This window comes from Piscibacillus sp. B03, assembly GCF_052246295.1.
Classification (GTDB): Bacteria; Bacillota; Bacilli; order Bacillales; family Alkalibacillaceae; genus Piscibacillus.
Genome location: NZ_JBQQCO010000001.1, coordinates 212,057 through 237,985 on the forward strand (window position 1 = coordinate 212,057; position 25,929 = coordinate 237,985).

Annotated in this window: 31 protein-coding genes and 1 riboswitch; of the genes, 14 read left to right on the plus strand and 17 right to left on the minus strand. The window is 38.3% G+C overall.

Going from position 1 to position 25,929, the window contains the following annotated elements; all coding sequences use genetic code 11:
* Nucleotides 1–3 precede the first annotated feature (3 nt).
* The 3 genes from ACTWQB_RS01165 to ACTWQB_RS01175 form a co-directional block, all read right to left on the minus strand.
* On the minus strand, nucleotides 4–666 hold the full coding sequence (locus ACTWQB_RS01165; protein ID WP_443137350.1) for a methionine ABC transporter permease: 663 nt from the start codon (nucleotides 664–666) through the stop codon (nucleotides 4–6).
* Nucleotides 656–1,672, minus strand: a complete 1,017-nt coding sequence (locus ACTWQB_RS01170; protein ID WP_443137351.1) for a methionine ABC transporter ATP-binding protein — start codon at nucleotides 1,670–1,672, stop codon at nucleotides 656–658. Before ACTWQB_RS01170 ends, ACTWQB_RS01165 begins: the two co-directional genes overlap by 11 nt.
* Nucleotides 1,673–1,759: 87 nt before the next feature.
* Nucleotides 1,760–1,873, minus strand: a riboswitch (SAM riboswitch).
* 356 nt (nucleotides 1,874–2,229) lie between these two features.
* Nucleotides 2,230–3,174 carry an MBL fold metallo-hydrolase gene (locus tag ACTWQB_RS01175; protein ID WP_443137352.1) on the minus strand — a complete coding sequence of 315 codons (945 nt, stop codon included), beginning with the start codon at nucleotides 3,172–3,174 and terminating at the stop codon, nucleotides 2,230–2,232.
* A gap of 237 nt (nucleotides 3,175–3,411) precedes the next feature.
* Between ACTWQB_RS01175 and ACTWQB_RS01180 the strand changes: the two genes are divergently transcribed.
* Nucleotides 3,412–3,774, plus strand: coding sequence for a nuclear transport factor 2 family protein (locus tag ACTWQB_RS01180; protein WP_443137353.1), 363 nt, complete (start codon nucleotides 3,412–3,414; stop codon nucleotides 3,772–3,774).
* Nucleotides 3,775–3,845: 71 nt separating this feature from the next.
* On the opposite strand, the gene ACTWQB_RS01185 is transcribed toward ACTWQB_RS01180, so the two are convergent.
* Nucleotides 3,846–4,760, minus strand: coding sequence for a LysR family transcriptional regulator (locus ACTWQB_RS01185; protein WP_443137354.1), 915 nt, complete (start codon nucleotides 4,758–4,760; stop codon nucleotides 3,846–3,848).
* A 77-nt stretch (nucleotides 4,761–4,837) separates the two neighbouring features.
* Between ACTWQB_RS01185 and ACTWQB_RS01190 the strand changes: the two genes are divergently transcribed.
* Together ACTWQB_RS01190 and ACTWQB_RS01195 are read left to right on the plus strand one after the other, a co-directional pair.
* Nucleotides 4,838–5,926, plus strand: coding sequence for a citrate/2-methylcitrate synthase (locus ACTWQB_RS01190; protein ID WP_443137355.1), 1,089 nt, complete (start codon nucleotides 4,838–4,840; stop codon nucleotides 5,924–5,926).
* A gap of 91 nt (nucleotides 5,927–6,017) precedes the next feature.
* A complete protein-coding gene (locus ACTWQB_RS01195) occupies nucleotides 6,018–6,428 on the plus strand; it encodes a helix-hairpin-helix domain-containing protein (protein ID WP_443137356.1) in 411 nt (136 codons plus the stop codon).
* Here the strand turns inward: ACTWQB_RS01195 and ACTWQB_RS01200 are convergent, their stop codons facing one another.
* The 3 genes from ACTWQB_RS01200 to ACTWQB_RS01210 form a co-directional block, all read right to left on the minus strand.
* A complete protein-coding gene (locus tag ACTWQB_RS01200; RefSeq protein ID WP_443137357.1) occupies nucleotides 6,429–7,151 on the minus strand; it encodes an amino acid ABC transporter ATP-binding protein in 723 nt (240 codons plus the stop codon). It lies immediately after the preceding gene.
* Nucleotides 7,152–7,802, minus strand: coding sequence for an amino acid ABC transporter permease (locus ACTWQB_RS01205; RefSeq protein WP_443137358.1), 651 nt, complete (start codon nucleotides 7,800–7,802; stop codon nucleotides 7,152–7,154).
* A 141-nt stretch (nucleotides 7,803–7,943) separates the two neighbouring features.
* Nucleotides 7,944–8,711: a transporter substrate-binding domain-containing protein gene (locus ACTWQB_RS01210; protein WP_443137359.1), complete on the minus strand. Its 768-nt coding sequence runs from the start codon at nucleotides 8,709–8,711 to the stop codon at nucleotides 7,944–7,946.
* Between the two features lie 354 nt (nucleotides 8,712–9,065).
* On the opposite strand from ACTWQB_RS01210, the gene ACTWQB_RS01215 reads away from it, so the two are divergent.
* Complete coding sequence (locus tag ACTWQB_RS01215) at nucleotides 9,066–9,635, plus strand: biotin transporter BioY (protein WP_443137360.1); 570 nt, start codon at nucleotides 9,066–9,068, stop codon at nucleotides 9,633–9,635.
* Between the two features lie 401 nt (nucleotides 9,636–10,036).
* Here the strand turns inward: ACTWQB_RS01215 and ACTWQB_RS01220 are convergent, their stop codons facing one another.
* Both ACTWQB_RS01220 and ACTWQB_RS01225 read right to left on the minus strand, forming a co-directional pair.
* Complete coding sequence (locus ACTWQB_RS01220) at nucleotides 10,037–10,561, minus strand: GrpB family protein (RefSeq protein ID WP_443137361.1); 525 nt, start codon at nucleotides 10,559–10,561, stop codon at nucleotides 10,037–10,039.
* A 101-nt stretch (nucleotides 10,562–10,662) separates the two neighbouring features.
* Nucleotides 10,663–11,139, minus strand: coding sequence for a nucleoside deaminase (locus tag ACTWQB_RS01225; RefSeq protein ID WP_443137362.1), 477 nt, complete (start codon nucleotides 11,137–11,139; stop codon nucleotides 10,663–10,665).
* Nucleotides 11,140–11,215: 76 nt separating this feature from the next.
* On the opposite strand from ACTWQB_RS01225, the gene ACTWQB_RS01230 reads away from it, so the two are divergent.
* Genes ACTWQB_RS01230 through ACTWQB_RS01240 form a run of 3 tightly spaced genes read left to right on the plus strand, consistent with a single transcriptional unit; the run spans nucleotide 11,216 to nucleotide 13,223 of the window.
* Nucleotides 11,216–12,031, plus strand: a complete 816-nt coding sequence (locus ACTWQB_RS01230) for a DUF2268 domain-containing putative Zn-dependent protease (RefSeq protein WP_443137363.1) — start codon at nucleotides 11,216–11,218, stop codon at nucleotides 12,029–12,031.
* Between the two features lie 8 nt (nucleotides 12,032–12,039).
* Nucleotides 12,040–12,342, plus strand: coding sequence for a DUF5316 domain-containing protein (locus tag ACTWQB_RS01235; RefSeq protein WP_443137364.1), 303 nt, complete (start codon nucleotides 12,040–12,042; stop codon nucleotides 12,340–12,342).
* A gap of 11 nt (nucleotides 12,343–12,353) precedes the next feature.
* Nucleotides 12,354–13,223 (plus strand): GNAT family N-acetyltransferase, encoded by an 870-nt coding sequence (locus ACTWQB_RS01240; RefSeq protein ID WP_443137365.1) that lies wholly within the window; start codon nucleotides 12,354–12,356, stop codon nucleotides 13,221–13,223.
* 7 nt (nucleotides 13,224–13,230) lie between these two features.
* Here the strand turns inward: ACTWQB_RS01240 and ACTWQB_RS01245 are convergent, their stop codons facing one another.
* Nucleotides 13,231–14,052 carry an STAS domain-containing protein gene (locus ACTWQB_RS01245; protein ID WP_443137366.1) on the minus strand — a complete coding sequence of 274 codons (822 nt, stop codon included), beginning with the start codon at nucleotides 14,050–14,052 and terminating at the stop codon, nucleotides 13,231–13,233.
* Nucleotides 14,053–14,147: 95 nt separating this feature from the next.
* Nucleotides 14,148–14,435 carry a hypothetical protein gene (locus tag ACTWQB_RS01250; RefSeq protein WP_443137367.1) on the minus strand — a complete coding sequence of 96 codons (288 nt, stop codon included), beginning with the start codon at nucleotides 14,433–14,435 and terminating at the stop codon, nucleotides 14,148–14,150.
* 209 nt (nucleotides 14,436–14,644) lie between these two features.
* On the opposite strand from ACTWQB_RS01250, the gene ACTWQB_RS01255 reads away from it, so the two are divergent.
* Together ACTWQB_RS01255 and ACTWQB_RS01260 are read left to right on the plus strand one after the other, a co-directional pair.
* Nucleotides 14,645–15,175 (plus strand): hypothetical protein, encoded by a 531-nt coding sequence (locus ACTWQB_RS01255; protein WP_443137368.1) that lies wholly within the window; start codon nucleotides 14,645–14,647, stop codon nucleotides 15,173–15,175.
* Between the two features lie 157 nt (nucleotides 15,176–15,332).
* Entirely contained in the window at nucleotides 15,333–15,998 is a 666-nt protein-coding gene (locus tag ACTWQB_RS01260; protein WP_443137369.1) for a GDSL-type esterase/lipase family protein, read from the plus strand.
* A gap of 137 nt (nucleotides 15,999–16,135) precedes the next feature.
* Here the strand turns inward: ACTWQB_RS01260 and ACTWQB_RS01265 are convergent, their stop codons facing one another.
* The 6 genes from ACTWQB_RS01265 to ACTWQB_RS01290 form a co-directional block, all read right to left on the minus strand.
* A complete protein-coding gene (locus ACTWQB_RS01265) occupies nucleotides 16,136–16,843 on the minus strand; it encodes a DsbA family oxidoreductase (RefSeq protein WP_443137370.1) in 708 nt (235 codons plus the stop codon).
* A 394-nt stretch (nucleotides 16,844–17,237) separates the two neighbouring features.
* Nucleotides 17,238–17,600: a DUF779 domain-containing protein gene (locus ACTWQB_RS01270; protein WP_443137371.1), complete on the minus strand. Its 363-nt coding sequence runs from the start codon at nucleotides 17,598–17,600 to the stop codon at nucleotides 17,238–17,240.
* Nucleotides 17,601–17,675: 75 nt separating this feature from the next.
* Entirely contained in the window at nucleotides 17,676–19,196 is a 1,521-nt protein-coding gene (exaC, locus tag ACTWQB_RS01275) for an acetaldehyde dehydrogenase ExaC (RefSeq protein WP_443137372.1), read from the minus strand.
* A gap of 246 nt (nucleotides 19,197–19,442) precedes the next feature.
* The gene (locus ACTWQB_RS01280) at nucleotides 19,443–19,604 is read right to left on the minus strand and encodes a hypothetical protein (protein ID WP_443137373.1); all 162 of its coding nucleotides are present in this window, start codon (nucleotides 19,602–19,604) and stop codon (nucleotides 19,443–19,445) included.
* Nucleotides 19,605–19,750: 146 nt separating this feature from the next.
* Nucleotides 19,751–20,188: a peroxiredoxin-like family protein gene (locus ACTWQB_RS01285; RefSeq protein WP_443137440.1), complete on the minus strand. Its 438-nt coding sequence runs from the start codon at nucleotides 20,186–20,188 to the stop codon at nucleotides 19,751–19,753.
* A 97-nt stretch (nucleotides 20,189–20,285) separates the two neighbouring features.
* Nucleotides 20,286–21,461 carry a multidrug effflux MFS transporter gene (locus tag ACTWQB_RS01290; protein ID WP_443137441.1) on the minus strand — a complete coding sequence of 392 codons (1,176 nt, stop codon included), beginning with the start codon at nucleotides 21,459–21,461 and terminating at the stop codon, nucleotides 20,286–20,288.
* 172 nt (nucleotides 21,462–21,633) lie between these two features.
* On the opposite strand from ACTWQB_RS01290, the gene ACTWQB_RS01295 reads away from it, so the two are divergent.
* Genes ACTWQB_RS01295 through ACTWQB_RS01315 form a run of 5 tightly spaced genes read left to right on the plus strand, consistent with a single transcriptional unit; the run spans nucleotide 21,634 to nucleotide 25,802 of the window.
* Nucleotides 21,634–22,356 carry a hypothetical protein gene (locus ACTWQB_RS01295; RefSeq protein WP_443137374.1) on the plus strand — a complete coding sequence of 241 codons (723 nt, stop codon included), beginning with the start codon at nucleotides 21,634–21,636 and terminating at the stop codon, nucleotides 22,354–22,356.
* 15 nt (nucleotides 22,357–22,371) lie between these two features.
* Complete coding sequence (locus tag ACTWQB_RS01300) at nucleotides 22,372–22,764, plus strand: GntR family transcriptional regulator (RefSeq protein ID WP_443137375.1); 393 nt, start codon at nucleotides 22,372–22,374, stop codon at nucleotides 22,762–22,764.
* Complete coding sequence (locus ACTWQB_RS01305) at nucleotides 22,761–23,612, plus strand: ATP-binding cassette domain-containing protein (protein ID WP_443137376.1); 852 nt, start codon at nucleotides 22,761–22,763, stop codon at nucleotides 23,610–23,612. Before ACTWQB_RS01300 ends, ACTWQB_RS01305 begins: the two co-directional genes overlap by 4 nt.
* 23 nt (nucleotides 23,613–23,635) lie before the next feature.
* Nucleotides 23,636–24,568, plus strand: coding sequence for an ABC transporter ATP-binding protein (locus tag ACTWQB_RS01310; RefSeq protein WP_443137377.1), 933 nt, complete (start codon nucleotides 23,636–23,638; stop codon nucleotides 24,566–24,568).
* Nucleotides 24,561–25,802 (plus strand): ABC transporter permease, encoded by a 1,242-nt coding sequence (locus ACTWQB_RS01315; RefSeq protein WP_443137378.1) that lies wholly within the window; start codon nucleotides 24,561–24,563, stop codon nucleotides 25,800–25,802. Before ACTWQB_RS01310 ends, ACTWQB_RS01315 begins: the two co-directional genes overlap by 8 nt.
* Nucleotides 25,803–25,929 lie beyond the last annotated feature (127 nt).

Here is a 25,929-nt window from a genome sequence, read left to right on the forward strand (position 1 = left end):
AAGTTATAATCTTCGTAGTTTTTTAGATAAATAATTTCCAATCATCTGTACGATTTGGACAAGTACGACAAGTAGAACGACTGTCGCGATCATAATGTCTGTTTCAAAGCGTTGATAGCCGTAGGAAATTGCTAAATCACCAAGGCCGCCACCACCGACGAAGCCTGCCATAGCGGATGCTCCGACTAATCCGATCGTTGCAATTGTGAGGTTTAACGTAATAGAGCTTAACGCTTCAGGCAACAACACTCGGAAAATGATTTGCCAATTAGAAGCGCCCATTGCTTGTGCCGCTTCGACAACTCCATTGTTCACCTCTAGCAAGCTACTTTCTACAAGTCTAGCTACAAACGGAGCAGCGAAGAAGACGAGTGGTACCACTGCCGCAGCTGTACCAATTGACGTTCCCACGATGAACCTAGTGATCGGTAAAATGGCAACCAGTAAAATAATAAACGGAATCGAGCGGAATATATTCACGATCACGTTTAGTACGTTGAAGATTGCACCATTTTCCATTAAACCATGCTCACGAGTCGCGACTAAAGCAACGCCTAAAGGGATTCCGATTAGACATGCTAACGCCAATGAGATAAACACCATTAACAGCGTTTCATTCGTTGCTTCAATAATTCTTGGCATCATTTCTACAATGTTAACGTCCATCTGCCTTCACCTCCTGGATGATTACTTGTTTCTTGATGTGTTCTAAAGCTCTTTGGATTTCCCGATCATCACCTTGAAACTCGACGATTAAGTTTCCAAACGGTGTTTCTTGAAGTTCTGTAATTTGTCCGTACAACACGTTCACTTCAACGTTAAACTCCTTCGCCACACCTGATAAGACGGGTTGACTTGCCGAACCATCTGTAAAGGTAACACGATAGATGTGGCGCGTTTCTACTTCTTTTAAGATAGAAGCCGGAATTTCGTCGTTCATGACGGTTTGGACGAATTTCTGTGTCGTTTGGTGTTGTGGTTGTGAGAAAAGGTCAAAAATGGAACCTGACTCCACGACTTTTCCATCCTCCATGACGGCCACTCGGTCACAAATCTCTTTAATGACATTCATTTCATGAGTGATCATAAGAATCGTGATATTGTACTCGTCGCGGACCTTTTTTAATAGCTTCAATATAGACTTCGTCGTTTCAGGGTCAAGTGCTGAAGTCGCTTCATCACAAAGCAAAATGCTAGGTGAAGTCGCAAGGGCCCTCGCGATTCCGACACGTTGTTTTTGCCCGCCTGACAATTGGTCTGGGTAGTGGTTGGCTCTGTCACTTAATCCGACAAACTCAAGAATCTCATTGACACGGTCTTTCACTTTCCGCTTTGGCATTCCAGCTAACGCTAATGGAAAAGCCACGTTGTGAAAAACGGTCTTCGTCTCAAGTAAGTTAAAGTGCTGAAAAATCATCCCGATTCCACGTCTAATATTTCGTAACTCATTGGTGGATACTTGCGACATATCCTGACCATCAATGAGCACTTTTCCAGCCGTTGGACGCTCCAACTGATTTACGAGTCGTACCAACGTACTTTTACCGGCACCACTAAAGCCAATAACCCCAAAGATTTCACCTTTTTGAATTTCTAAATCAACTTGATCAACCGCTTTAAACGATGTTCCTTCATGCTCGAATGACTTTGTTACTTGATCAAAGCGAATCATCTATGTTCCTCCTAAACAAAAAACCCTCTCTCCTTATCCAAAAAAGAATAAGAAGAGAGGGTTGCATTCGTGTATGTATCCCAACTCTTCTTATCTTTCAAACATCAAACATGTTTGCTGGACTTGGCACAGTGTCTGATTGTCACCAGACCCGCTGCCGAGGTTTCAAAGGGCCAGTCCCTCCACCTCTCGAGATAAGAAGATTATATTTCGGTTTTCGTTATTAATTTGTGATGTTTTCCATCATAATCTGAAATTTAGTCATTGTCAATGTTTTTTAAATAATTTATGTTGAAGCTTTTTCGCGTGGGCGAAAAAGCTCCCGTCTTATAGTTCTGTTGGAGGTTTTTGCTTGTGCAAAAGCCTTCCTTTTTGGCGATGGTCCACCAACAACATAGTTATTGACCCCATTTGTTGATTTATCGACCCCATTTCATAAAATATCGACCACGAAATTTGTCGACTCGGTAAAAATCATCGTTTTATCGACCCCTAAACTCGTTTTATCGACCTTTTTCATTAAAAAACTCCGCACTTGGCGGAGTTTAAACTAATATTTATTTTTTAGCCAGATAATCCACAATCCCCATGGCGCAAACCTTTAAATCCAGATTTAAATACTTATAGACGGTATGATTACTAGGAATATTTTGTTCAACTAAATGAGTGGTCACAAGGCTTTGGAGTCCTTCCGCAACTGATGCCGTTTTTATTTCAAAAGAAGCTTCTGGTTGTTTTTCAACAACCTTCTCTCCTACTTCAACAAAACGTGGTAACCAGAAACGAATCTGCTCATAAACATGTTTCGGATCACGAGATCGACCGTAGTGACCAAAATATATCTGTTCGACAGCCAGGCTTTCAATTTTCTCAAGTGATTGAATCATTGCATCTGGATCGAATTGGTTCGGTGATGTTGATGGCAGCACGAAGTTCAACCCTTCTGCTTGCGGATAGTGAACTCCAATTGTATCACCTGTAAAAATGCCGTTACTCAACGAATCGTGAATACTGAAATGGTGCTTGGCATGACCTGGTGAATCATAAAAAGTTAACACTCGGTTACCAATGTTGAGTGTTTCACCATCGTCCATATCAACTAAACGGTCTTCTGGGACCGGTACAATCGGGTCGAACAACTCATCAAATTGTTCACCGTACACGGCTTTAGCACCCGCAATTAATTTTGTTGGATCAGTTAAATGGCGCTTTCCTTTAGGATGAACATACACCTTCGCATTTGGACAATGTTTTAAAAATAGACCAACGCCACCAGCATGATCCAAGTGAATATGTGTCACGATAATATGCTTAACGTCCTTAGGGTCAATATCCAAATCTTTCAACCCTTCAAGCAAATACGGAACTGACGGACTCGCACTCGTCTCAACAATCGTCAGTTCATCTGAGTGCAGTACATACGCACCTGTCCGCTCTGGCATTCCTAAGTCATACAAATCTATTAATGTCATGTCATTTCCTAAATCAATTGGCTGTGTCATAGCAACCTCCTGTTTGAGTATTCTCCCTAACTTACTTCTATTTATTTATTAAAAATACCTTCTTTTAGGAGTTCAATAACTTCCAAATAAATGTATAAAAGGGAACCCTACTGACTCAATTAATATTTTACAAGACTATATAACTAAATTAGCGTCTCTTATAAGTTAATTAGTTGAAGCACCTAGCGTTGAGCCATTAAACTAAATTAATAAAAAATTATGAAAAGGAGTGATCGTATGGCTACAGAACGTCAGGCGTTTTTCGAGAAATTCAATCAAGCATTTATGACAGGTGATTTGGATTTTATCTTAGAAAGCGTTACAGAAGATGTACGATGGGAAATGGTCGGAGATGATATGATCGTTGGAAAAGAAGCATTGAAGGAAGCACTTGGTGGCATGAACACAAATGACACCTTTAAATTAAACATCCACAATACGATCACTCATGACACGGCCGCTTCAGTAAATGGTGTCATTACATTTACGACAAGAGAAGGCGAAGACAAAAAGTATGGTTTTTGTGATGTGTATAAATTGGATAGTGTAGAATCTGGAAAAATAAAAGAACTAACATCTTATGTTGTTGAGATGGATTAAAATCCTGCTTTGGCGGGATTTTTTCATAATCTCAGTTGAATTGGCTCGCGAAACCATTCAGGCGTACATTTTTACTGAAAATGAAATGCCGAGACGAAATCGATAAACTGTTTTTCTAATGTATGATGATATTTCGTCAATGCATAAGTGCTTACGACTGGCAAGCTAAATTCTGGTACTTCAACCTGTAAAATCCGCCCTTCTAACACTTCTCTTCTAATGGTTGACTTCGGTAAAAAAGAAACCCCCAATCCACTAATAATAAACCGCTTTGTGATATGATTCTGTGACACTTTCATTGTTTTAATGCTCGGATAATGCCCCTTTATTTGCGTGAGCAATGAATCCCAATACATCGGATGATTATGAGTTAATAAGTAATAATCCTCAAGAACATGCTCTATAACCATACCAGGTGCCGTCTCTGCATCTAGCCCATCGTGAGGCACACAAAAGACAACGGGATCATCGTATAATTTAACCTCATGGAGTTGTTGGTCTTTTGCTTCTTGCAACGTAAAACCTATATCCACTTTTTCATTTAGTACAGCTTGTTCAATATGGTTAGACTCCATGACTTCAACCGATACTTCCAGGTCTGGGTTCTCTTCTAAATATTTTTTCAAAACAAAAGGCATAATCGTATCTGCGATTAAAGGTGAAATGGCCAACTTAAGCGCTCTTCTGTAACCTTGTGCATATGAATGGATTTTTGCCAAACCTTCCTGATGCAGTGATAACAATTGCCTTGCTTGCTCAAGATAAATTCTCCCCTCTTCAGTCAGCCGAACAAATCGTTTTCCTCGTTCAAATAACGTCACACCAAGTTCTTTTTCTAATGCCTTAATGTGGACCGTTACCGTTGGCTGGGAAACGTATAATGCTTCAGATGCCTTCCGAAAGTTACCTAGATCCGCTACCGTAACAAACGTCTTCATCCATGACAGTTCCATTGATTTCACCTTTCCATTAATATTATTAATCATACCATTTAATATTATTTAATTTTATTAATTAATCTTACATCATATACTATAAGTAGACAATATAAGGAGGGATGGTCATGATTAATAAAGGACTTAAAGGTGTCGTGTGTACAGAAACAAAGCTTAGTAAAATTGATGGAGAAAAAGGCGAATTAATTTATGCTGGCTACCAAGCTAAAGAGTTAGCTTTACATCACTCTTTTGAAGAGGTCGCTTACTTACTATGGTTTAGTAAATTGCCTGATGAGAGCGAGCTTGCATGGATTACAAATGAGTTTAAGAACCACAGATCTATACCCGATTATCTAAAAACTATTATCGCAAATATACCAGAGGAATTAGATATGCTAAGTGTCTTACGAACAGCAATCTCCTCCATAACATTAAACGACTATCATCAACCTACCGTTCAAGATGCTATAAAAATGACTTCCAAAATTCCAGCAATCATTGCTTATCGATTAGACGCATTAGGTATTAGAAATTATCCAACTGAACGAACTGACTTACCTCATGTTGCTTATTACTACTACATGGTGACAGGCGAAGAACCAAAATCCGAATTTACCCAACCTCTTGAGACATACATGATTTTAACAATGGAACACGGATTAAATGCTTCTACATTCTCAGCTAGAGTAACTGCATCAACTGAATCAGATTTTGCGTCTGCTATTGCGTCTGCAATAGGTACCATGAAAGGACCGTTACATGGTGGGGCTCCAACTGGTGTACTAGATTTATTGAACGAAGCATCTCAGTCTAGTGATCTTGAGGAACTTATTCGGAATAAAGTAGCTAACGGAGAAAAGCTTATGGGATTCGGGCACCGTGTGTACAAAACCTTGGACCCTCGCGCCATAGCTTTGAAACAAATCATCCAACACAACCAAGAGGCTGATGATTGGTTTGAATTGGCCCTTAAGGTGGAACATATTGCAATCGATGTATTAAGCGAATTAAAGCCAGGACGCAACTTATATACCAACGTTGAGTACTATGCAGCTGCTGTAATGAGGGCTCTCAAAATTGATTCATCTATATTTACAGCAACCTTCACAGCCAGTCGGATTGTCGGTTGGTCAGCACATGTTCTGGAGCAACGATCAGATAATGTAATTTTTAGGCCTAAAGCAGAATATACTGGCCCGTTACTAACCCCTTAAGAAAAGGGGTTAGTTTTTATTTGTGTAATTTTTGGAAAAGTAGGATAATATAAGAGTAAGCAAAATTATTCCAATTAATGGAGGTTATACAATGACCGTAAAACTTCATTTAACTGATTTAGAGCGAAAAAAGTTAAGAAGTGCTAAAATTAAGATTGCTGACTTACACTTACTACGTCCAGATGAATTAGCAAAAGCCACCCAGTGCACGTTTGAAAGGGCGAGAGTCTTAGTAGGTCTTGCGACATTTCAACAAATCCCTTCAATCGGCTACCGAATGGCTTATAATTTAGTTCATTATTTAAATATATATACGTTGCATGAAATCAAAGACTATGATCCGAAAACTTTGTTCGAAAGTTTAGAGGTTAAAGTTGGCGAACAAATCGACCCTTGTGTTGAGGATCAGATCCGTTGCATTATACACTATGCCAACAACCCTGAAAGCAATAAGAAGTGGTACGACTTTACCGAACAGCGTAAAGCTGAAAGGTTGGCTTAATTATAGGATTTTACTTAAGAATGATTGTGTACGAGGATTTTGAGGGTTATCAAAAATTTGCTTTGGATTCCCTTCTTCCATAATGACACCTTCATCCATGAAGAATACACGATCTCCAACTTCTTTAGCGAAGCCCATTTCATGTGTAACCACAACCATTGTCATACCTTCTCTAGCTAGATCCTTCATAACTTCTAATACATCACCAACTAATTCTGGATCCAGTGCTGAAGTTGGTTCATCAAATAACATGACTTTAGGATCCATTGCTAATGACCTCGCAATTGCAACACGTTGTTTTTGACCGCCAGATAAACTGTCTGGGTAGGCATCAGCCTTTTCACCTAACCCCACTTTTTCTAATAACTTAACTCCATTTTCTTTAGCTGCATCTTCACTCATACCTCTAACTTTAATAGGGCCAAGAGTCACATTTTCAAGAACAGTTTTATGTGGAAATAAATTAAAATGTTGAAATACCATACCAACTTGTGAACGCACTTCATTAATATCAATTCCCGGATCTGTTAATACTTGACCATCAATTTCTACTTGACCTGACGTTACGTCTTCAAGTAAGTTTAGACAACGTAAAAACGTACTTTTCCCTGAACCAGAAGGCCCGATCACACAGACCACCTCTTGAGGTTTGACTTCTGCGTCAATTCCCTTTAGGACTTCCAAGTTACCAAACGATTTGTGTAAATCTCTAACAGTGATCATTTATACATCAAGCTTCCTTTCTACACGACGTAAAATAATAGATGTTGGGATCGTGATGAGTAAGTAGAAAATACACACCATAATCAATGTCTCAAAGATTTCAAAGGTAGTATTGTAATACTGTTTCCCCATGTAAAGTAATTCAGTAACAGCGATGACTGAGAATAGAGATGTATCTTTAAGACTAATGATAAATTGATTACCTAAAGGTGGAATCATACGTTTAAAAGCCTGTGGCCAAATAATATAGCGCATCGTTTGTCTCTCAGTTAGACCAATCGCACGACCCGCTTCGTGTTGTCCTTTATCAATCGAATAAACGGCACCACGAACAATCTCTGCAATGTACGCACCAGCATTTAGCGTAATAGCAATAATCGCAGCCGTTAGCTTACCAATATCAAATAATGTCACACCATAGTATATAAATAGTACTTGAGCTAATATAGGTGTCCCTCTGATTACCTCAACATAAACAGTTGTAATCCATCTGAAGATCGAAATTTTGGATAACCTTCCCAAACCGGTAATGGCACCTAAAATAAAACCAAAAAACAACCCAACAAGCGTAATATAAACCGTATATTTAAGCCCTTCCAATAAATAGGGAAGGGATTTCACATATGCTGTGTCTAAAAAGCTTTCAATCATGTTAGTTAGATCTCTCCCTTTATGAAAAACATGGTTAATAGCGACAACCATCATTTTTCACATACTATTTACCCTTATAAAAGGGGGAAAAATAGCGTAACAAGATCAACCTTGTTACGCCTATTTTCTAGTTTTCATAAATTACTGTGGTGGTGCTTCCCCAAACCACTTTTCATAAATTTCGTCATAAGTACCGTTCTCTTTTACATTTGCTAACCCTTCATTAATAGATTCCAGTAATTCTGGGTTTTCATCTTTCGGTAACGCAATACCGTATGGCTGACCCTCTAACACATCGCCTACGGTTTTAAGGCTGTCAGATGCTTCTTCTTTAATATAATACTGAACGTTTGGTAAATCATATAAAACCGCATCTAAACGTCCACGTTGTAAGTCCATATAAGCTGTTACAATCTCTGGGAATGCTGTAACTTCTGCATCTGTGTTATCTAATAAATAGTCTTCACTAGTAGATCCTTGACGTGCCCCTACATTTAGGCCATCAATATCGTCAATTGATTCTATATCAGAATCATTAGGAACTGCCAAGATTAATCCTGAATCATAGTATGAATCAGAGAAATCAATAAACTCTTTACGATCTTCTGTAATAGAAATACCCGCAATACCAATATCATGTTTGGCAGATCTCATCGAACCTAATAGTCCGTCAAATTCCATTGTTTCAAATTCAACTTCAAAACCTTGATCCTCTGCAATAGCTTCAATTAGCTCAATATCGAAACCTTCCATTTCGCCTGTATCAGGATTTTTATACTCAAACGGCTGGAAGTTGGCATCTGTTGCAACTGTGTATGTATCTCCATCACCACCACTTCCTGATGTGCCACAAGCAACTAATACCATTGCCAAAGCAGCTGTAGCTAAAATCAATGTGATTTTTCTCATTTAGAAATTACCCCCTGGAAATTTTTATAATGACATTTATATTTTCTCACGTTTGCAAATGTAATGAAATTCAGATTTTTCGTAATTATTTAGTATAATTTAAAATCTACCCTCTTTAGGTCCACTAGAACTCAATCTTATATACAATAGCTTATAAATAAGACATAAAACTTAAAATCCTTCCAGATTTAATTTTCTAATAGGTTGTAATGGTTTATTGGGAAACATAACTTTTTAGACACATAGTATTGGGTCCATATAATTAAAAATTTAATAATATGAAAGATTACTATTCAACCAGCTCGCCATTTGTTAACCTAAAATAAATAATGGTTTACAATAGGAGGAGAAGTTATGAAAAATCAAAGTAAAGTACTTAGGATAATTGTTAATTGTTTAATCTTTGCAACCATTACTGCTATTCTAGCCCAGGTTGAAGTTCCTCTTCCCTTAGTTCCGATTAGCGGACAAACTCTTGCCGTCGGGTTAACAGCAACTATTTTAGGAAGTAGGCAAGGTGCATTAACGATGATTTGCTATGCTGCACTAGGCGCCATTGGTTTACCAGTGTTTGCAGGATTTAATTCAGGAGTCCAAGTTCTGACTGGTGCTACTGGTGGATACATTATAGGGTTCGTAGCTGCTGCCTTCTTAACAGGGTACATACTTGAGCGAACATCATTCCGGCTAACGATGGCAATGGTGGCTAACACCGTTAGAATGGTGGTCATTTTGCTATTCGGTCTGATTCAACTAAAATATGTTACTGGTTTAGGCTGGGTGGAAGCTCTTGATGCCGGTGTTTATCCATTCATTGTGGTCGGTCTGATCAAAGCCTTTCTCGCAAGTTGGATCGGTATTGTCGTAAGAAAACGACTCGTAGAATCTCGTTTGATTCACATTTCTGGTAAAGCTGCGGCATAATAGTATTCACAAGAAGTAAAAGAGGCTGGGACAAAAAAAGTAGTTGAATGGAAAACGAATATTGAGGTGCTATTAGCGTAGTCAAAATGCTGAGACTCCTTCAGGAACAGCACGAGCTGAGGGGCCACAGGATGTGGGTCAGTTCGGCGTTGCAACAAATGCTACTTGCATTACTTCTTGGCTTAAGTTTGCGCCGAGTAATCGCAGGCGCAGGACGTTGCGAACTTAGCCGAACATCCTTAATACCCGAACGGAAGTGAGTTTGGGGAAGTTGAAGCCGTGCCTGAGGAAAGCGAAGCATTTTGACTTAGCAAAAAATAAAGACAAATATTAGGAGTGATATACTCCATAATATTCGTCTTTTACTAGGTTAACAAATGTTTTGTCCCAGCCTCATTACATTAATCAATAATAGATTTTACAAACTCGAGTTTTTGGTCAGTATATGATTTAACATCATTAGAGTGTTGTTCCGCTAGATTTAATTTTAATTGTTCATACTCTTTAGCTAACTCTAGGTTATTATTTAACCGATCTCTGAACTGTATATGCTCATGCCACCAGTCACCATCGTACTCGACTACATGCAAAAAGTGTGTCTTCATAGCATTACCTTCATGGATCTCTGGAAATTTCGCAAAAACAACCTTGCCTTCAAGCTGCTGTTTTTGTAACCGATAGTAATGACCTTCCTGCATCGTTCTCAACTCTAAGTCCCTAGCATTATCTAACGGTTGAAGCCCAATCATAATGTCGATAATCGGTTTGGCTTTAATGCCGTTGATTGCTGTACTCCCGATGTGCTCAATCCCAACAATATACTCCCCGACTAACGATTCTAATAAAGCTTTCTCTTGTTGATAATTTGTGGTCCATTCTGGGTTGTGTGGAACTAATTTTACTTCACCTTTTTGTAAGCCTAACATAAAATCCCTCCCCATATGGTATCTCTCTATGGTAAAGGGTCCCAGCGCGAAATAGTAGTCTAAATTTTCCTTAAAATATATGATATAATAGACTTGCAGAATTAAACGAGTTCACCCGTGATAATCTTAGCTGTTCTCGGGTGGTATTTTTTAATGACCCTTAATGAATCCTCTTCTAACACACCACCGACGTAACTATGTACACGTTTATTCAAATAGTCACTACTTTTAATTAACGATTCAGTATCCATGTAGTGATCCTTTACAGAAAACACAATATGTCTAATATTCGCCATCACGATGGTAGGTAAGCACATCACACACGGTTCGACTGTGGAATAAATCAAACATTCACGTGCATGTTTCCTTAAATACCCCGGTATTTCATTTATGGCATTGATTTCAGCATGAGCTGTATTATGGTTATCTGTTTCAATGTGGTTTGAACCTCTCGCTACGATTTCACCTTTATGTACAATAACTGCTCCAATTGGTCTGTCGCCTCTAAGCCCTGCTTTCTCCGCTTCCTTGATTGCTTCTCCCATAAAAAATTGATGATCTAACTGGTAAATTTCCATATTTCCTCCCGTTTTTGCCAGTATTTATATTTTATTATACAATGTTTATAATTGTCTGAAAAATAAGGTGATACGAATGTGGAAAATAGATCAGTTACCACCCAAAGAACTTTTAAAGCATCAGTCGGACTTAAATAGTTATCTTTATAAGAGAATTGATCCTTTGATTACATCTCAAAGCTGGATGCAAGACTGGAACCACATTGTAAGGCGATTTAAACTTCTAGAGTTCCAATCCATGTCTCAAAATGAAATTATGAATCATAGTTGGGATTATGATGTCATTGAGAACGCTCTTGATGAGGCATTAACTATTGCCAATAAACATATCCCGCTAGAAAACACCACGATTATGGTGGTACCAGCAAGGCCATTTAAATGGTTCGAATCATTTAATCGCTCCATGTGGTCTAATGCGTTCACTCTTGGTCCGAATACAATCATTGTTGCTGTTCCACCTCAACCAAATATTGAGTTTCTAAAATACCTGATTACGCATGAAGCACATCACGCCTGTCATTTAAATCCAATATATGAATTGTCACTGGACGATTTTACACTTGCTGATTGGTTTAAGATGGAAGGGACTGCTGAATACTTTAGTCTTTCCTTTTACAAAGACTTGAGGTGGTGGAAGAATAATCTCAATCAAAAAGTTCACGATTATTGGTTAATAGTCAAACCTTATCTTAAGACAACCGATGATCTGATTAAGTCAAAACTTTGTTTTGGAGATTCTGTACAACATGTTCCGGTATTTGCAGGTTATTGTTTTGCATATGAATTAGTAAAAAGATATGCAAAAGCTAATAATGTCAACCAAATGCTAGATTTATATAGTGTAACTTCAGATGAGCTAATTCATACTTACAAATCTATTGTTGAGGAGTGAATGAATGTATGAAGAAGTCCTTAAGCTACGGATTGATTTTTGCATTAGTAGCCATCGTCATAGGCGTTATAATGGGTAATTTAGATTTTATATTTATGGTGACGGGTCTCAGTGGGTTAGGTCCGCTGTTTTTTGCCGGCCTTTTATCAGGGGCCTTTGTTAGTGGTGATCGAAATCGAGCTAATTACCACACCGAAAATAAAGATAGCCGTGAATCGCGTCACCAATTAATGATGAATTCACTTTGGTTTTCAGCACCCAATCTATTAACCGCCATCATTACATTAGCTATATTTATTTCTAACACTTAAAGGAGATCATGATGAATACAAGACGACCTAAAAAATTAGACTATGAATTGATTGATAGACTTTGTAAACTAAGTTATGAAAACGAAACTCAATGGATCGGCTATCCGAGAGTTGAAAATATCGAAGTCTTAAAAGCCGAAATCGCAGAGTATAACAATACATTAGAAGATAGTGTTTTAATGATTGAAAACTGTTCTGAAACTGTTGGATTCACGGGATACTTACATGAGAAAGGTGATCAAGAAGCATACATTATTGGCCCCGTACTTATAGGAGATTACCATACCTCAGAAAATATATCAGGGGTTCTATCTACATTGAAAGCTGAGTCTATATTCTCTACTTTATTAATCACTACACCTTCTAATAATCTAGTTACCAACTCGGCTCTTCAACAGCAAGATTGGAAACAAATCTCTGCACAATTAGAAATGGTTTATAAACTTAGTGAAGTTAATAAAAGTGAACAACTAACTTTAGTTTCAGAAGTGGGTCAGGCAGAGATTCCTTCAGTAGGAGCTTTGTTTGCAGATGCATCCCAATGGGATAATGCTGAAGAACGTTTAAGACATTATTTAAGTGAATTCGGGATGAAAGCTGTATGCATAACAGATGACAATGAGCTTAAAGGTGCGATTTTATGGGATGAAGTTAAGGGAACTAATTTTGTTCGTCTAGAAGATGTTGCCGTCAACTCTAAAGCCAGACGACAGGGTATCGCAACAAAGTTAATCAACCATGTCATTAACGAGGCATCAAAACAATCAAAAAAAGACATCTTTTTGGCTGTAGACCTTGATAACGACAAAGCCATTCAATTATATGAAAAATTAGGCTTTAAACGTAACATGGTTAACTACTCATACGAAACAAGCTCTTAGTCAATGACTAGGAGCTTGTTTTATGCTGGAATATATTTTTTCTCAAAAGCGCTTGATTTAACGTACCATACGATTCAATCTTTTCAAACCGGACACCTAGGTTGACCATCGTCTGAGCAACTTCTGGCCTTATACCAACAAGTACCGTATGTGTTCCAACTAGCTCCATTGATTCGACAATTTTAAAGATGTGACTAGCCACCATAGTGTCAATGACTGGAACAGCCGAAAGATCTATAAATATTTGCGATAAACCTTGACTGTTGGCTTCAGACAATGCCGTATCAAGTAAAATTTCTGCTCGTTCTGAGTCTACATTACCGACAACCGGTAAAACTGCTACGCCATCCCCCAATGGAACAACTGGTGCAGATAGTACTAAAAAGTTATCGTGTGCTTCTTGTATTTTCATTTTATATGAGTCAATAAATGTTGCAGTAAATGAACGAATGCCTTCATCTAAAAGTGGGTCTAACCTATGTATCAAAGCAAATACCGTTTTTGCAGAGTAATCTTTATCAATGACAAATGCCTCTATTGCTTTCCAAATAGTTAACCTTAAAAAGGAAACTTTCTCCAATACATCAACTAAATTGATCCCGTGGTCAATGGCCCATTGCCCTGTATTTTGTCCCCACGTAGACATTTCTTTTAAACTTTGATCTTGATCATAACAAGCTTTCCCAAAAAAACCTACCAATTGAGACCGAAACTCTAGAGCTTCATCTGTATCATGTTCTTCTGATTTCATTTCCCTTGCGATATCATATTTACGCTCTTCTAACATATCACCAACTGAGCGAACTTCTTCTTCAATTGAAAGATTCATTGTCGCGCCACCTTTTTTCATTCTTTTTATTCATTATAAACGAACTGGTTACATTATAAAATAGACGACCCTAAATCGAGTCGCCTATTTTAAACTTACTCTTCAGATGAATCGCCGCCACCTTCAGAGTCACTACCACCAGACTCGCCTCCACCAGAGGAATCTCCATCTGATGTTCCACCATCATCAACGTCTAATTCTATATCAACATTCTCACCGTCTTGGTTGTCACCTGAGTTATCAAATAGTGGGAAAACGAAGTAGATAAAGAAAAATATGATAAGAACAGTGATGATAATCATCGAAATCCACTTTATAGCAGTAGAACCTGTACGATCTGGCTCCTCATGACGAACACGTTCTTCCTTTCTTTCGTCTACCATTGTTTAACCTCCTTTTTGAGTGTTGGTAAATCATTCCCCTTATTACCTTGCTGTAAACATTAATTGTTTTGAAAATCAGTCTTAAGACTTAAGAAAGACGCCTTAGTCACAAGGCGTCTTTTTAATATCCTATCAGAAAAACTTTTACAAATAGCACGTTTGCCCAAACCTTTGAATATTTTAGCTATGAAGGCAAAGGAGGTAAACGTATGGATCAATTTAAAGGTAAAATGAACCACCCCCAACAAATGAAGTACCAAAAAGATCCCAAAAAACACTCATACTATAAGAAAGAGCCTAAGGGAAAGCAAAACTCTAACCCACTCAACCTCCACACAGGTTCTCCCGGAATGAAGCAACCGTACGGGAAATTTGGAGGGTACAATTCAAACCCTAAACTGTATGACCAACATAAACAGAATTTGTTTAACATGTGTCAGAAACATCATCTATACCTCATTCAAGTCGAAACTAATGACGGGCAGCTATTTGAAGGTATTGTTGATGAATTTGATGAAGATGGTGTGACATTAATCGTACCTTGTGGAGAAGACGATCGTGGAGATGGGTATGATGACTATGGTTACGGCCCTGGACCAGCGCCCGGTGTTGGATACGGTTTCGGCCCAGGATTTGGTTCACCGTATGGTTATGGTTACCCTAGGCGTTTCAGCCGATTTAGACGTTTTCGTTACCCATTTTTCAACTTAAACCGAATTTTCTTCCCATTCTTTTTCTAAAGGCGTGGTAATGACCCATTCCTCCTCGCTGCTTCTGTCATTTAATGATAAGAGGCAGCTTTTTTATATAGAAAATTAGGCAGTACTTGGCGTCTTCTATAAAGAAAGTGGGCGAGCTTATAGTGACCTGTCTAATTGACCTTCGAGGAGGGAGATTATGAATGATTTTGTGGTCTACAAAGCAATTGGAGATTCATTAACAGTCGGGATCGGTAATTATTTTTCTAAAGGCTTTGTAAACCGTTATGCCCAAAGAGCAGTTGAAACACTTCAAGTCCCCGTTCGGACAGAAGTTTTTGCGAAAAATAAACTGACAAGCGAAAATCTGTTATACCGTATTCAAGATGAAAAAGTACAATCTAGATTAATGACAGCTAATATTATCACAATCACCATTGGAGGAAATGACTTGTTACAGGCCAATAAAGCATTTATGTATACTTATGACCCGAGTGTGTTTGATGAGGTAACGATTCAATTTTATCAAAATATGATGTCAATCTTGTCAGAAATACATTATTTAAAATCACTTCATCCGACGCCTTATATGATTAGATTAATAGGCCTTTACAACCCCTTTCCCCACCTTTCCTACAGCGATTTCTGGGTACAGAGATTCAATGATATCTTACTATCATTCGAGGATGAACGGACGCGATTTGTCGATATATATTCTTATTTTATTTACGGAGGAGAACACTTATTTAACTTTGGTAGGCTCCATCCGAATAAATACGGGTATGAGGTCATTGCCGAAGCGACGGCCGCAAGTGGTTTTGAGCCACTGCATCAACAAATTTTATCGAACCATAAGAACAAATAAATCATGTGATTAAGTAGTCTAATTTGAGTACAGATGTACACAAAAATGGACTGCTTTCTTGTGTTAAAATTATTTTAACAGTGGAAGAGATATAAATAAAAAGGTGAGCATCAACTGTATATGCTCACCCACACTCACTATGACTGACAAGAGTCGTCATCACAATATTCGGTATTTGATGTTTCATTTAATACCTGTATTTTAGGTTGCGACTGTTCTTCTTCATGAACTTTTTTTAGTACATCTAGAAAAACCTCTGTTGGCTGGGCACCTGAAACAGCGTACTTTTCATTAAAAACAAAGAATGGTACACCTTGGACGCCTATTTGATGAGCGTCTTGTTGGTCAGCATGTACATCTCGTTTGTATTTAGATGTTTCAGTGACTTCTAAAGCTTCTTTAGGATCTAAACCTACTTCCTCAGCGAGATTTGCTAATACCTGATGGTCACCTACATCTTTTCCTTCTGTAAAATAGGCACGCATTAAACTTTCCATCATGTCATACATCTTACCACTTTTATTAGCGTAATGACTTAAACGATGAGCATCTTCAGTATTGGTAGGAATGACCTGGTCGAAGTTAAACTCCAATCCAACTGTTTTGGCTTGTTGTGCCATCTGATCATTCATACGCTTACCTTCTTCGTATGGCACCCCATACTTCTTAGCTAACATCTCATGTATATCTGAATGTGTATTTTTCTCAGCACTCGGATCTAATTGATAACTTCTAAAATGGACTTGAATGTTACCCTGTCCAAATCGCTCCATTGCTTCTTCAAGACGTCTTTTTCCGATATAACAAAACGGACAAACAACGTCAGACCAAATTTCAATCTTCATGTGACGACCTCCAACAATTCGTATCAGGGTCATTATTGTATAAATTGAAAAGAATTTCAATTAATGTGCTTTATTTCGAATTAATATGCCTAGCTTCATTTTCCTTCAGATTCAACTCTTTTTTCCGATGAGCGAATAGTTTATTTAAACCTTTGTAAAGCAAGAACGCGGCTGCCGCAAGAACGATTAGCGACACTATATACATAATAACCTCCACCGGAGATCACCTCATTTTTTATCTTATTCATAATATTGTACGTATGTATTCTAATAATTGCAAAACTATTGACTCAGGGGATAAGCCCTTTTTTAAATGTAATCATAATGTGATTAAAATAAAATCTTTGCAAAAAAATACCATAGAACTGTGTTCCATGGTACATCGCTCATTTCACTAAGTTTCAGATTGTAATTGTTTATTTTCTTCGTCTGTAAATGCTCTTGATCGAGTTAGGAAACGTTTACCCTCGACACCTTCTAACGAAAACATGCCGCCTCGACCGTCTACCACGTCAATGATTAGTTGTGTATGCTTCCAGTATTCAAATTGATTGCGATGGATGTAAAAAGGCGCTCCACCAATTTCACCTAAATAAACATCTTGATCTCCTATCATTAAGTCCCCTTCTGGATAACACATTGGTGAACTACCATCACAGCATCCACCAGACTGATGGAACATGATGGGGCCATGCTTTTCTTTTAATGTCTTGATTAAATCTAAGGCAGCATCTGTTGCAGTAACACGTTGAACCAATTTTCATCCCGCCTTTCTTTTTAAAAAAGGAAGCCCAACCAAAAGGCTTCCTTTTACTATTATAGTCATTAAATCTTAGAAAAATCCTAATTTCTGAGGGCTGTAGCTGACTAGTAGGTTTTTGGTTTGCTGGTAATGGCTTAACATCATCTTATGGTTTTCACGACCGACACCTGACATTTTGTACCCGCCAAATGCTGCGTGAGCTGGATAGTCGTGGTAGCAGTTCGTCCATACACGGCCAGCTTCAATTCCTCGACCGAATCGGTAAGCTTTGTTGATATCGCGTGTCCATACACCTGCACCTAAACCGTAAAGTGTATCATTGGCGATCTCCATTGCCTCAGCATCATCTTTGAACGTTGTGACAGACAATACTGGGCCAAAGATTTCTTCTTGGAAAATACGCATTTTATTGTGTCCTTTAAAGACAGTTGGCTTAACGTAATAACCATCTTTAAGATCACCTTCTTGTACATTCTGCTCGCCACCAATTAAACATTCAGCACCTTCTTGTTTTCCGATATCTAAGTACGATAAGATTTTCTCTAACTGTTCGCTTGAAGCCTGTGCTCCCATCATCGTGTTCGGATCTAACGGGTTACCTGTGTTAATTTCAGCAACACGTTTTAACGCACGTTCCATAAACTCATCGTAAATATCTTCATGGATGAGTGCACGAGATGGACACGTACAAACCTCACCTTGGTTTAGCGCAAACATGACAAGACCTTCTATCGCTTTATCTAGGAAATCATCATCTTGATCCATCACATCTTTAAAGAAGATGTTTGGCGATTTACCACCTAGTTCAAGCGTAACCGGGATTAAGTTTTGTGACGCATACTGCATAATTAAACGACCTGTTGTTGTTTCACCTGTGAAAGCAACTTTATCAACACGAGGGTTTTGCGCTAATGGCTTACCAGTTTCAAGCCCAAAGCCGTTTACAATGTTAACAACCCCCGCAGGGATTAAGTCTTCAATCAGTTCCATTAACACTAGGATTGATGATGGCGTTTGTTCTGCTGGCTTTAATACCACACAGTTACCAGTTGCTAAGGCTGGCGCTAACTTCCAAGTTGCCATAAGTAACGGGAAGTTCCAAGGAATAATTTGTCCAACCACACCAATTGGCTCATGGAAATGATAAGCCACTGTATCGTTATTAATTTCACCAATAGAACCTTCTTGAGCACGGATTGCGCCCGCAAAGTACCTGAAGTGATCAACTGCAAGCGGAAGGTCGGCGTTAAGTGTTTCACGAACTGATTTCCCGTTCTCCCATGTTTCTGCAACCGCTAATACTTCTAAGTTTTCCTCAATTCGGTCTGCAATTTTATTTAACATATTTGCACGTTCCGCAACAGAAGTCTTAGCCCACTCATCCTTTGCAGCATGTGCCGCATCTAGAGCAAGCTCAACATCCTCTTTTGTCGAACGAGGTATTTCAGTAAAAGCCTTACCTGTCACAGGCGTTACGTTTTCAAAGTATTGACCATTTACTGGTGGCGTCCACTTCCCACCAATATAGTTCTCATAACGATCTTTAAAATTTACAACAGCACCATCTGTGTTTGGAAATGCATACGTCATCAAAATTTCCTCCCTTAATAATTTTTATAGAAAGCAGAACCTTTTTGAATGCGCTTACATGCTTGCTATGTACTAACAAGGTCTGACTTCTTTCTATCCATTTTATCAAATGTAAACAAAAAATTCAAAATTTTTTGTTTACTAAGGAACAAGCTTGTCCTTTATAAAACTTATGCTATGGAATTTTATTTATGAATAACTTTTTGGGGTGGATGTGAAGTTAACAAGGCGTTGAAAACCTTTATGTCACACCTTATATGTCGATAACAGGCAGTCGGTGCCAATCATTTCGCCGCCGCGGGGCTTTATTTCGCCGAAGTGGGCCTTTATTTCGCCGAAGTTAGCCTTTATTTCGCCGGAGCGGGCACTTATTTCGCCGAAGTTAGCCTTTATTTCGCCGACAATCATGTTCTCATTGGTCCATTCACATTAATACATTAAATGAGCCTACCAAGGTTTATGATCAATAACGCAAAATAGATAATAAAGCTGAAAATTAGATAATAAACAAAACGAAGCTGCTGACATGAAACAACAGAAAAGCTGACTTCACGTCAGCTTTTGATCACACTAAATATTTGATTAACTTTTGCGTGTTTTTCTGGTGATTCATCTAGATGTTTCCATAGAAGTTTACCGTCTTCATCAAAGATCAGAGTGGCTCCTTGAATGTAGACATCTTGAGTGGTCATCGATTTTTTCACAAACTTGGCTTGTTGTTCGTCTTTCGGAATGATGTTTTTCAACTTCCGAGTGATCACGCCTAAGATGACTTTTGTGAGTAGTTTGATTTTCGCGGGTCTTTTAGCTTTGATCGCTTTAAAGGCTTGACGATCGGGGTCGCCAACAATTTCAAACGGGTAAGGTCCGAATGCATCTAAAAATTCTTTAATAAAGGATGCATTGGAGGGCGCGACAGCTATCACTTGATAGCCTTCGCGTTCGATTTCTTCATACTTCTCACGCAACTGCGCGAGTAATTGTCGGCAGATTGGTCAACCAAGGTGACGTGTGAATACTAAGATGGTCTTTTCGTTACGGATTAAATCGTTCAATGTTGTTGTTCCGCTTTGAGTTTGAACCTCATAGTTAAGCTCCACTGACATGCCCCTCCCTTGTTTTCACTAATAATATATAACTTAGCACAATGAGTAGCTGGCTGACGAGTATAATGATTGCAAGTGGCAGCATGGTACTTGTACCGAATACGCCAACTAATGGTGCTACTGTTCCGCCAAACACAAACTGGAATAAGCCTAATAAAGCTGATGCACTGCCAGCATTACGGTCTTGTGTTTGCATGGCTAACGATAGACTTGTTGGGTTGATCATACCGGTACTTGAGGTGATGAACAGTAATCCGATTACGACAATAAATAATCCACCTTCAAATATAGCAGCAGCAACTAACGTTGTTCCGCCTGTCAAAGCAACTAATAATCCGATCACTAATAATGTTTGTTCGTGTACACGACCAGATAACCGTCCGACCACCTGACTCATTGTAATAAAACCTAAAGCATTCAATCCAAAAATCATAGCGTACGTTTGTGGCGATAACGAAAAAATATCTTGCAAAATGAATGATGAACCTGAAATGTAAGCAAACATGGCAGCCGCAGCAAAGCCTTGTATAAATGCAAACCCCATGTAGCGACGATGCTTCGTTAGTTTTACAAAAATTCCCACAGTCGTCTTCATTCCACCATCAGAACGTTCGTTTGTTGGTAATGATTCTTTTAATTTAAAAATGGCTAGTGCTACTAGGATTAATCCCGCAACTGATAAAATCGCAAAAAGTCCTCGCCAACTAGTAAATAATAGAATTTGTCCACCAATCATAGGGGCTAAAATTGGCGCAAGCCCCATTACTAAAACGAGTAACGAGAACATTTTAGTTAATTCAGAGCCTGAGTATAAATCTCGTATAATCGAGCGAGAGATCACAATTCCACCCGCTCCTGAGAACCCTTGAATGAAGCGAGCTGCTACTAACACCCATATATTTGGTGCAATCGCACAAATAATAGAAGCTAGTACATACACTGCAATCGCGATAATGAGCGGTTTCTTCCTCCCAAAGATGTCACTCAAGGCTCCAATCACAAGTTGTCCAAAAGCAATCCCTAGTAAGCTTGTCGTCAAGCTCAACTGAACTAACGATGGTGTCGTCTCTAATCCCTTAGCTAATTCCGGAAATGCCGGTAAGTATAAATCTATTGTTAACGGTACAAGTGCTGTGAATGCACCTAATAGTAGTATCAGTCTCCAATGAGATGATCTTGATGTCATGAATTACACCTCTCCTTTATTATCACAACGCTTATGCTATAACATTTTCAATTAAATTAAAAGTTAACTGTTTACTTCTAATTAAGAGGTGTGTATACTGTGCATATAGATATAAACAGTATAACAGTTAATTGGAGGTTCATTTATGTGGAAGGAAGCTGTCAAACTCGCATTGTTCGAGTGGAAAGTAGAGTGGTTTAAACGCGTATTTAACCAATTCATGATGCTAGTAGCGTTATTAGTGTTAACTTACGCAACAATTGGTTCAGTATTAGCGGATGGAGGATTAGGATTAGACTATATTTATTTTTCAGTCTTTGCTTTTGGTTATGCTTGGCTAGTACCGAAAGAATTTCAATACCAAAAAGTGAGTAGCCAAACGTATGCATCACCTGTATTTTTTATGTTACACAAGTTACCTATTCAACATAACACACTGATTAAAAGTCGGTTTATACTTTTCTATTTAAACGCTATACCTGTTTTACTTTTATTCTTTATTGGCTTTTATTTTTCACCAGAAATTAGTGATACATTCACCACTCAAGGGTATATAGCTTTCTCTTTACTATGGTTTAGCATTGGATTAAGTTTCGGATCTATTTACCCAGCAAGTGATGTAGGTGATCGCAACGTTACTAACACAAAGTTAGTTTGGATAACAATTGGATTAATAACTGGTATTACTCTTTTAATTACACCCACCTATATATTCTATAATCATGGCTTAGTCGTCTTAACAATAGATTTAGCCAATCAATGGCCATTGTGGGTATCAGTGATATCTTTATTAATCATTCCAATTGCAAACAGTTATTGGGTTTACAACGCTAAAAATAGATTGAAGAAAGAAGACTTTGAACTATAGGAAGGAGAGGGCGACTTGGAACTACCCATAAAACTATCCGAACAGTCTCGAGAGCCAATTTACCATCAGATCGAGCATCAAATTAAAGCTCTAATTGCTAGTGGCCAGTTAGAAGCTGGCACGTCACTTCCTTCCATTCGTGCTTTATCGAAAGATTTGGAGGTGAGCGTCATTACAACAAGGCGAGCTTATCAAAACTTAGAGTATGAGGGATTTATCAAAACTTTACAAGGTAAAGGGACGTTCGTTGCGGATATTAATATGTCTTTAAAAAAAGAAATCAAAGAGGATACGGTTGCTAATGCACTACGCAAAGCGATTGGAACTGCCTATCAACATAGTTATTCAAAAACAGAGGTAAAACGATTATTTAATAAATTACTAGATGAAAGTGAGGGAGAATCTTGAGCTATTCAGTTGAAATTAAGGACCTTCATAAATCGAGAGATGATTTTGAATTAGGACCTTTTAATTTGAGTATAGAACCAGGCTTAGTAACAACTTTTGTCGGAAGCAACGGTGCCGGTAAAAGTACGTTGATTAAATCGATTATGAACTTAGTGAAACCTACTTCTGGAGATATTCGTATATTAGGGAGTTATGTGCAAGAGAAGGAAGATTGGAAACAAAATATTGCTTATCTTCCACAAAATAAGTTAGGCCACGATCCGTTTAATGGTTTTCAATTAAAAGAGTTAGTTTCTTCACTTTACCCTAATTGGGATGAAGCACTTTTCCAACGAATGGTCAAAGAACTGGATGTCAATCTTAAGAAGAATTTTAAAAGCTTATCGCCTGGTGGCCAACAAAAACTTGCCTTAAGCTTGACCATTCCAAGAAACACTCCAATTATGATGCTAGACGAACCAACATCTCATATCGATATCGTTTCGAAAACTATTTTGTTAGATTTACTTGCTGAATGGATGGAAGATGGCGAACGTACGCTCATCTTGGCCACACACCAAGTTGAAGATATTCGAAAGCTTGCAGATATGGTTGCGATTATGAAAGATGGAGAACTTTTAGCTCATAAAGATAAAGAATCTTTAACAGAAACATATACTCAGTATTGGTTAGTTGACCCTTTACCTAGTGAAAAACTCCCTGGTGAAGTAAGGCGGAAAGGCAGTAAAACAGTCATCACAACAAATGAGGCTGATTTAGAGAATTACTTAAGTCGACATCAATTAAGGTGGTTAAATAAAGAACATTTAAGTTTAGAAGATACCATTTCGTTGATGTTAACAATATAAAAAAGAACAAAGGGGAGAGAGAGTTGGAAAAAGCCTTAAGTGTAAAGAACATACAAAAGTCGTTTAAGAACACGAAGGTCTTAAAAGGAATTTCTTTCGATGTTCACAAGGGTGAAATCATGGCTATTTTAGGTCCGAATGGTGCGGGTAAATCGACAACGATTCGTAACATTATGGGGATTATGTATCCTGATGAGGGTAGTGTTACCTTTCACGGGCATAACGGAAGTGAAATCCCACGTCATAAGATTGGTTATTTACCCGAAGAACGTGGACTTTATAAAAACGTGAAAGTCATGGATGTACTTTTATACTTTGCTAGTCTTAAAGATTACCCTAAAGATAAAGCTAAAAAGCGCGCCCTCTATTATTTAGAGAGACTTGGACTTAATGGGAAAGAAAATGTATCAGTTGAAGAACTATCCAAAGGGATGGGGCAAAAAGTCCAGTTTATTGGATCGATTATTCACGAGCCTGAACTGTTAATTTTAGATGAACCATTTTCTGGCTTAGACCCTGTCAGCCAAGATGTGTTTAAGCATGAGATTAAAGAGCTTGCTAATAATGGAACGGCGATTTTACTAAGTTCACACCAGATGAATCTAGTTGAAGAAATGTGTGACCGTTTGTTTATGATCAATCGCGGTGAAAAAGTCATCTACGGTTCGATGGATGATGTTAAAACGGAATATGCCAACTTTAAGTGTACAATTCGTGGAAAGAATGACACTTCAGTACTTGAAAAATTATCTGAAGTGACACGTGTTGAACAAAGCGGCGATATCTCAGTGTTGTATTTAACACATGATGTTCAAGTGACCAGCTGGTTAAAAGAACTTCCTAATACACTTGACGTACAAGAGCTTTCAGTCGATCGTGTATCCTTGCATGAAATTTTTGTTGATATAGCGACAGATCAGAATTTAGCTGAGGAAGTAGGTGCTTCACATGCGTAATAGTATTAAAGTTGGAAATTGGGAATTTAAACGAAATGTGCGTAATAAATCTTTTATTATCTCACTGTTTTTAACACCACTATTATTTGTGATTTTTGCAACGGCACCTACGTTCCTTAGTAACTTAGGTGATGATGAACCAAGCACAACTGTTTATTTAAATGATCAAGTTGGTGTTTATGAAGCTATTCAACCTGTAATCGAGGAAGGAGACTTTGTGTCATGGGATGTCATTGAGACTTCTGATGAGCCTGAGCAAATGCAGAGTACTCTAACGACAGAAGAAGATGCTGCTTATATTTTTATTAGTGAAGATACACTTGAAACAGGTACAGTGACTTACATGGTTGGTGACGATGTAAGTGGATCGTTTGAAAATGAACTTAACGTACTCCAACAGCCGATTAAGCAAGCACAACTCCAAGTTGCAGGACTTTCAAATGAGCAAATGCAGTTAGTTCAACAGCCGATTAATTATGAGGTAGCTAGTGTTGAGGAGGGTACAGAGTCTACACCATCAGAAGAACAAGAAGCAGGCGGATTCCCATACGAAAAAGCCCTACCTAGTCTCTTTGCAGGACTTGTACTATTCTCAATCGTCATCTCTGGCATGATGATTTTCCAAAGTGCTTCTCAAGAGAAGAAAGACAAAGTTGCAGAAATCATTTTGTCTTCCGTTACCGCTAGTGAACTCATGCAAGGTAAAATTTTAGGTTACTTTAGCTTAGGGCTTTTACAAGTTGCTGTATGGATAACACTTGTGACACCATTTGCCCTATGGAAACTTGAAGATATTCCTGTGCTTGAATATTTATTTGTACCAGAAACGTTATTGTTATTAGTGATTGCAATTCTAGGTTATCTATTATTTGCAGCACTATTTGTAGGGTTAGGTGCAACCATTGAGGATGCATCTACAAGTGGGAATTTCCAAGGTCTAGTCATGATGTTACCATTTATCCCATTCTTCTTAATTGCACCTATTTTAAGCAATCCTTCAGGCATTATTGCAGAGGTAGCAACGTATGTACCATTTACATCACCTGCTGTGATGCTGATGCGTTTGGCCGTGTTAGATGAATGGCCGTGGGTTGAAATGTTGATTGGACTCGCGATTTTAATCGTAAGTATCTGGATTTTCATGAAGTTAGCGGGTAAAATCTTCCAAGTGGGAATTTTAATATACGGCAAAAACGCAACACCACAAGAAATTTGGAAGTGGTTAAGAGCTTAGAAAGAGGTTGTGATATAGCAGTTCTTTATTAGCTTAGTCAAAATGCTTCGCTTTCCTCAAGCACGGCTTCAACTTCTCCAAACTCACTTCTGTTCGGGTATTAAGGATGTTCGGCTAAGTACGCAAC

What these genes read in the sequence shown, in the direction of transcription:
- ACTWQB_RS01295 (WP_443137374.1), top strand. Translation starts at nt 21,634, where the DNA reads ATGTGGAAGGAAGCTGTCAAACTCGCATTGTTCGAGTGGAAAGTAGAG.
- ACTWQB_RS01250 (WP_443137367.1), bottom strand. Translation starts at nt 14,435, where the DNA reads ATGGTAGACGAAAGAAAGGAAGAACGTGTTCGTCATGAGGAGCCAGAT.
- ACTWQB_RS01200 (WP_443137357.1), bottom strand. Translation starts at nt 7,151, where the DNA reads ATGATCACTGTTAGAGATTTACACAAATCGTTTGGTAACTTGGAAGTC.
- ACTWQB_RS01220 (WP_443137361.1), bottom strand. Translation starts at nt 10,561, where the DNA reads ATGTTAGGCTTACAAAAAGGTGAAGTAAAATTAGTTCCACACAACCCA.
- ACTWQB_RS01260 (WP_443137369.1), top strand. Translation starts at nt 15,333, where the DNA reads ATGAATGATTTTGTGGTCTACAAAGCAATTGGAGATTCATTAACAGTC.
- ACTWQB_RS01175 (WP_443137352.1), bottom strand. Translation starts at nt 3,174, where the DNA reads ATGACACAGCCAATTGATTTAGGAAATGACATGACATTAATAGATTTG.
- ACTWQB_RS01315 (WP_443137378.1), top strand. Translation starts at nt 24,561, where the DNA reads ATGCGTAATAGTATTAAAGTTGGAAATTGGGAATTTAAACGAAATGTG.
- ACTWQB_RS01230 (WP_443137363.1), top strand. Translation starts at nt 11,216, where the DNA reads ATGTGGAAAATAGATCAGTTACCACCCAAAGAACTTTTAAAGCATCAG.
- ACTWQB_RS01235 (WP_443137364.1), top strand. Translation starts at nt 12,040, where the DNA reads ATGAAGAAGTCCTTAAGCTACGGATTGATTTTTGCATTAGTAGCCATC.
- ACTWQB_RS01165 (WP_443137350.1), bottom strand. Translation starts at nt 666, where the DNA reads ATGGACGTTAACATTGTAGAAATGATGCCAAGAATTATTGAAGCAACG.
- ACTWQB_RS01170 (WP_443137351.1), bottom strand. Translation starts at nt 1,672, where the DNA reads ATGATTCGCTTTGATCAAGTAACAAAGTCATTCGAGCATGAAGGAACA.
- ACTWQB_RS01240 (WP_443137365.1), top strand. Translation starts at nt 12,354, where the DNA reads ATGAATACAAGACGACCTAAAAAATTAGACTATGAATTGATTGATAGA.
- ACTWQB_RS01225 (WP_443137362.1), bottom strand. Translation starts at nt 11,139, where the DNA reads ATGGAAATTTACCAGTTAGATCATCAATTTTTTATGGGAGAAGCAATC.
- ACTWQB_RS01190 (WP_443137355.1), top strand. Translation starts at nt 4,838, where the DNA reads ATGATTAATAAAGGACTTAAAGGTGTCGTGTGTACAGAAACAAAGCTT.
- ACTWQB_RS01245 (WP_443137366.1), bottom strand. Translation starts at nt 14,052, where the DNA reads ATGAATCTTTCAATTGAAGAAGAAGTTCGCTCAGTTGGTGATATGTTA.
- ACTWQB_RS01280 (WP_443137373.1), bottom strand. Translation starts at nt 19,604, where the DNA reads ATGATTGTCGGCGAAATAAAGGCTAACTTCGGCGAAATAAGTGCCCGC.
- ACTWQB_RS01210 (WP_443137359.1), bottom strand. Translation starts at nt 8,711, where the DNA reads ATGAGAAAAATCACATTGATTTTAGCTACAGCTGCTTTGGCAATGGTA.
- ACTWQB_RS01180 (WP_443137353.1), top strand. Translation starts at nt 3,412, where the DNA reads ATGGCTACAGAACGTCAGGCGTTTTTCGAGAAATTCAATCAAGCATTT.
- ACTWQB_RS01205 (WP_443137358.1), bottom strand. Translation starts at nt 7,802, where the DNA reads ATGATTGAAAGCTTTTTAGACACAGCATATGTGAAATCCCTTCCCTAT.
- ACTWQB_RS01265 (WP_443137370.1), bottom strand. Translation starts at nt 16,843, where the DNA reads ATGAAGATTGAAATTTGGTCTGACGTTGTTTGTCCGTTTTGTTATATC.
- ACTWQB_RS01195 (WP_443137356.1), top strand. Translation starts at nt 6,018, where the DNA reads ATGACCGTAAAACTTCATTTAACTGATTTAGAGCGAAAAAAGTTAAGA.
- ACTWQB_RS01255 (WP_443137368.1), top strand. Translation starts at nt 14,645, where the DNA reads ATGGATCAATTTAAAGGTAAAATGAACCACCCCCAACAAATGAAGTAC.
- exaC (WP_443137372.1), bottom strand. Translation starts at nt 19,196, where the DNA reads ATGACGTATGCATTTCCAAACACAGATGGTGCTGTTGTAAATTTTAAA.
- ACTWQB_RS01185 (WP_443137354.1), bottom strand. Translation starts at nt 4,760, where the DNA reads ATGATTAATAATATTAATGGAAAGGTGAAATCAATGGAACTGTCATGG.
- ACTWQB_RS01215 (WP_443137360.1), top strand. Translation starts at nt 9,066, where the DNA reads ATGAAAAATCAAAGTAAAGTACTTAGGATAATTGTTAATTGTTTAATC.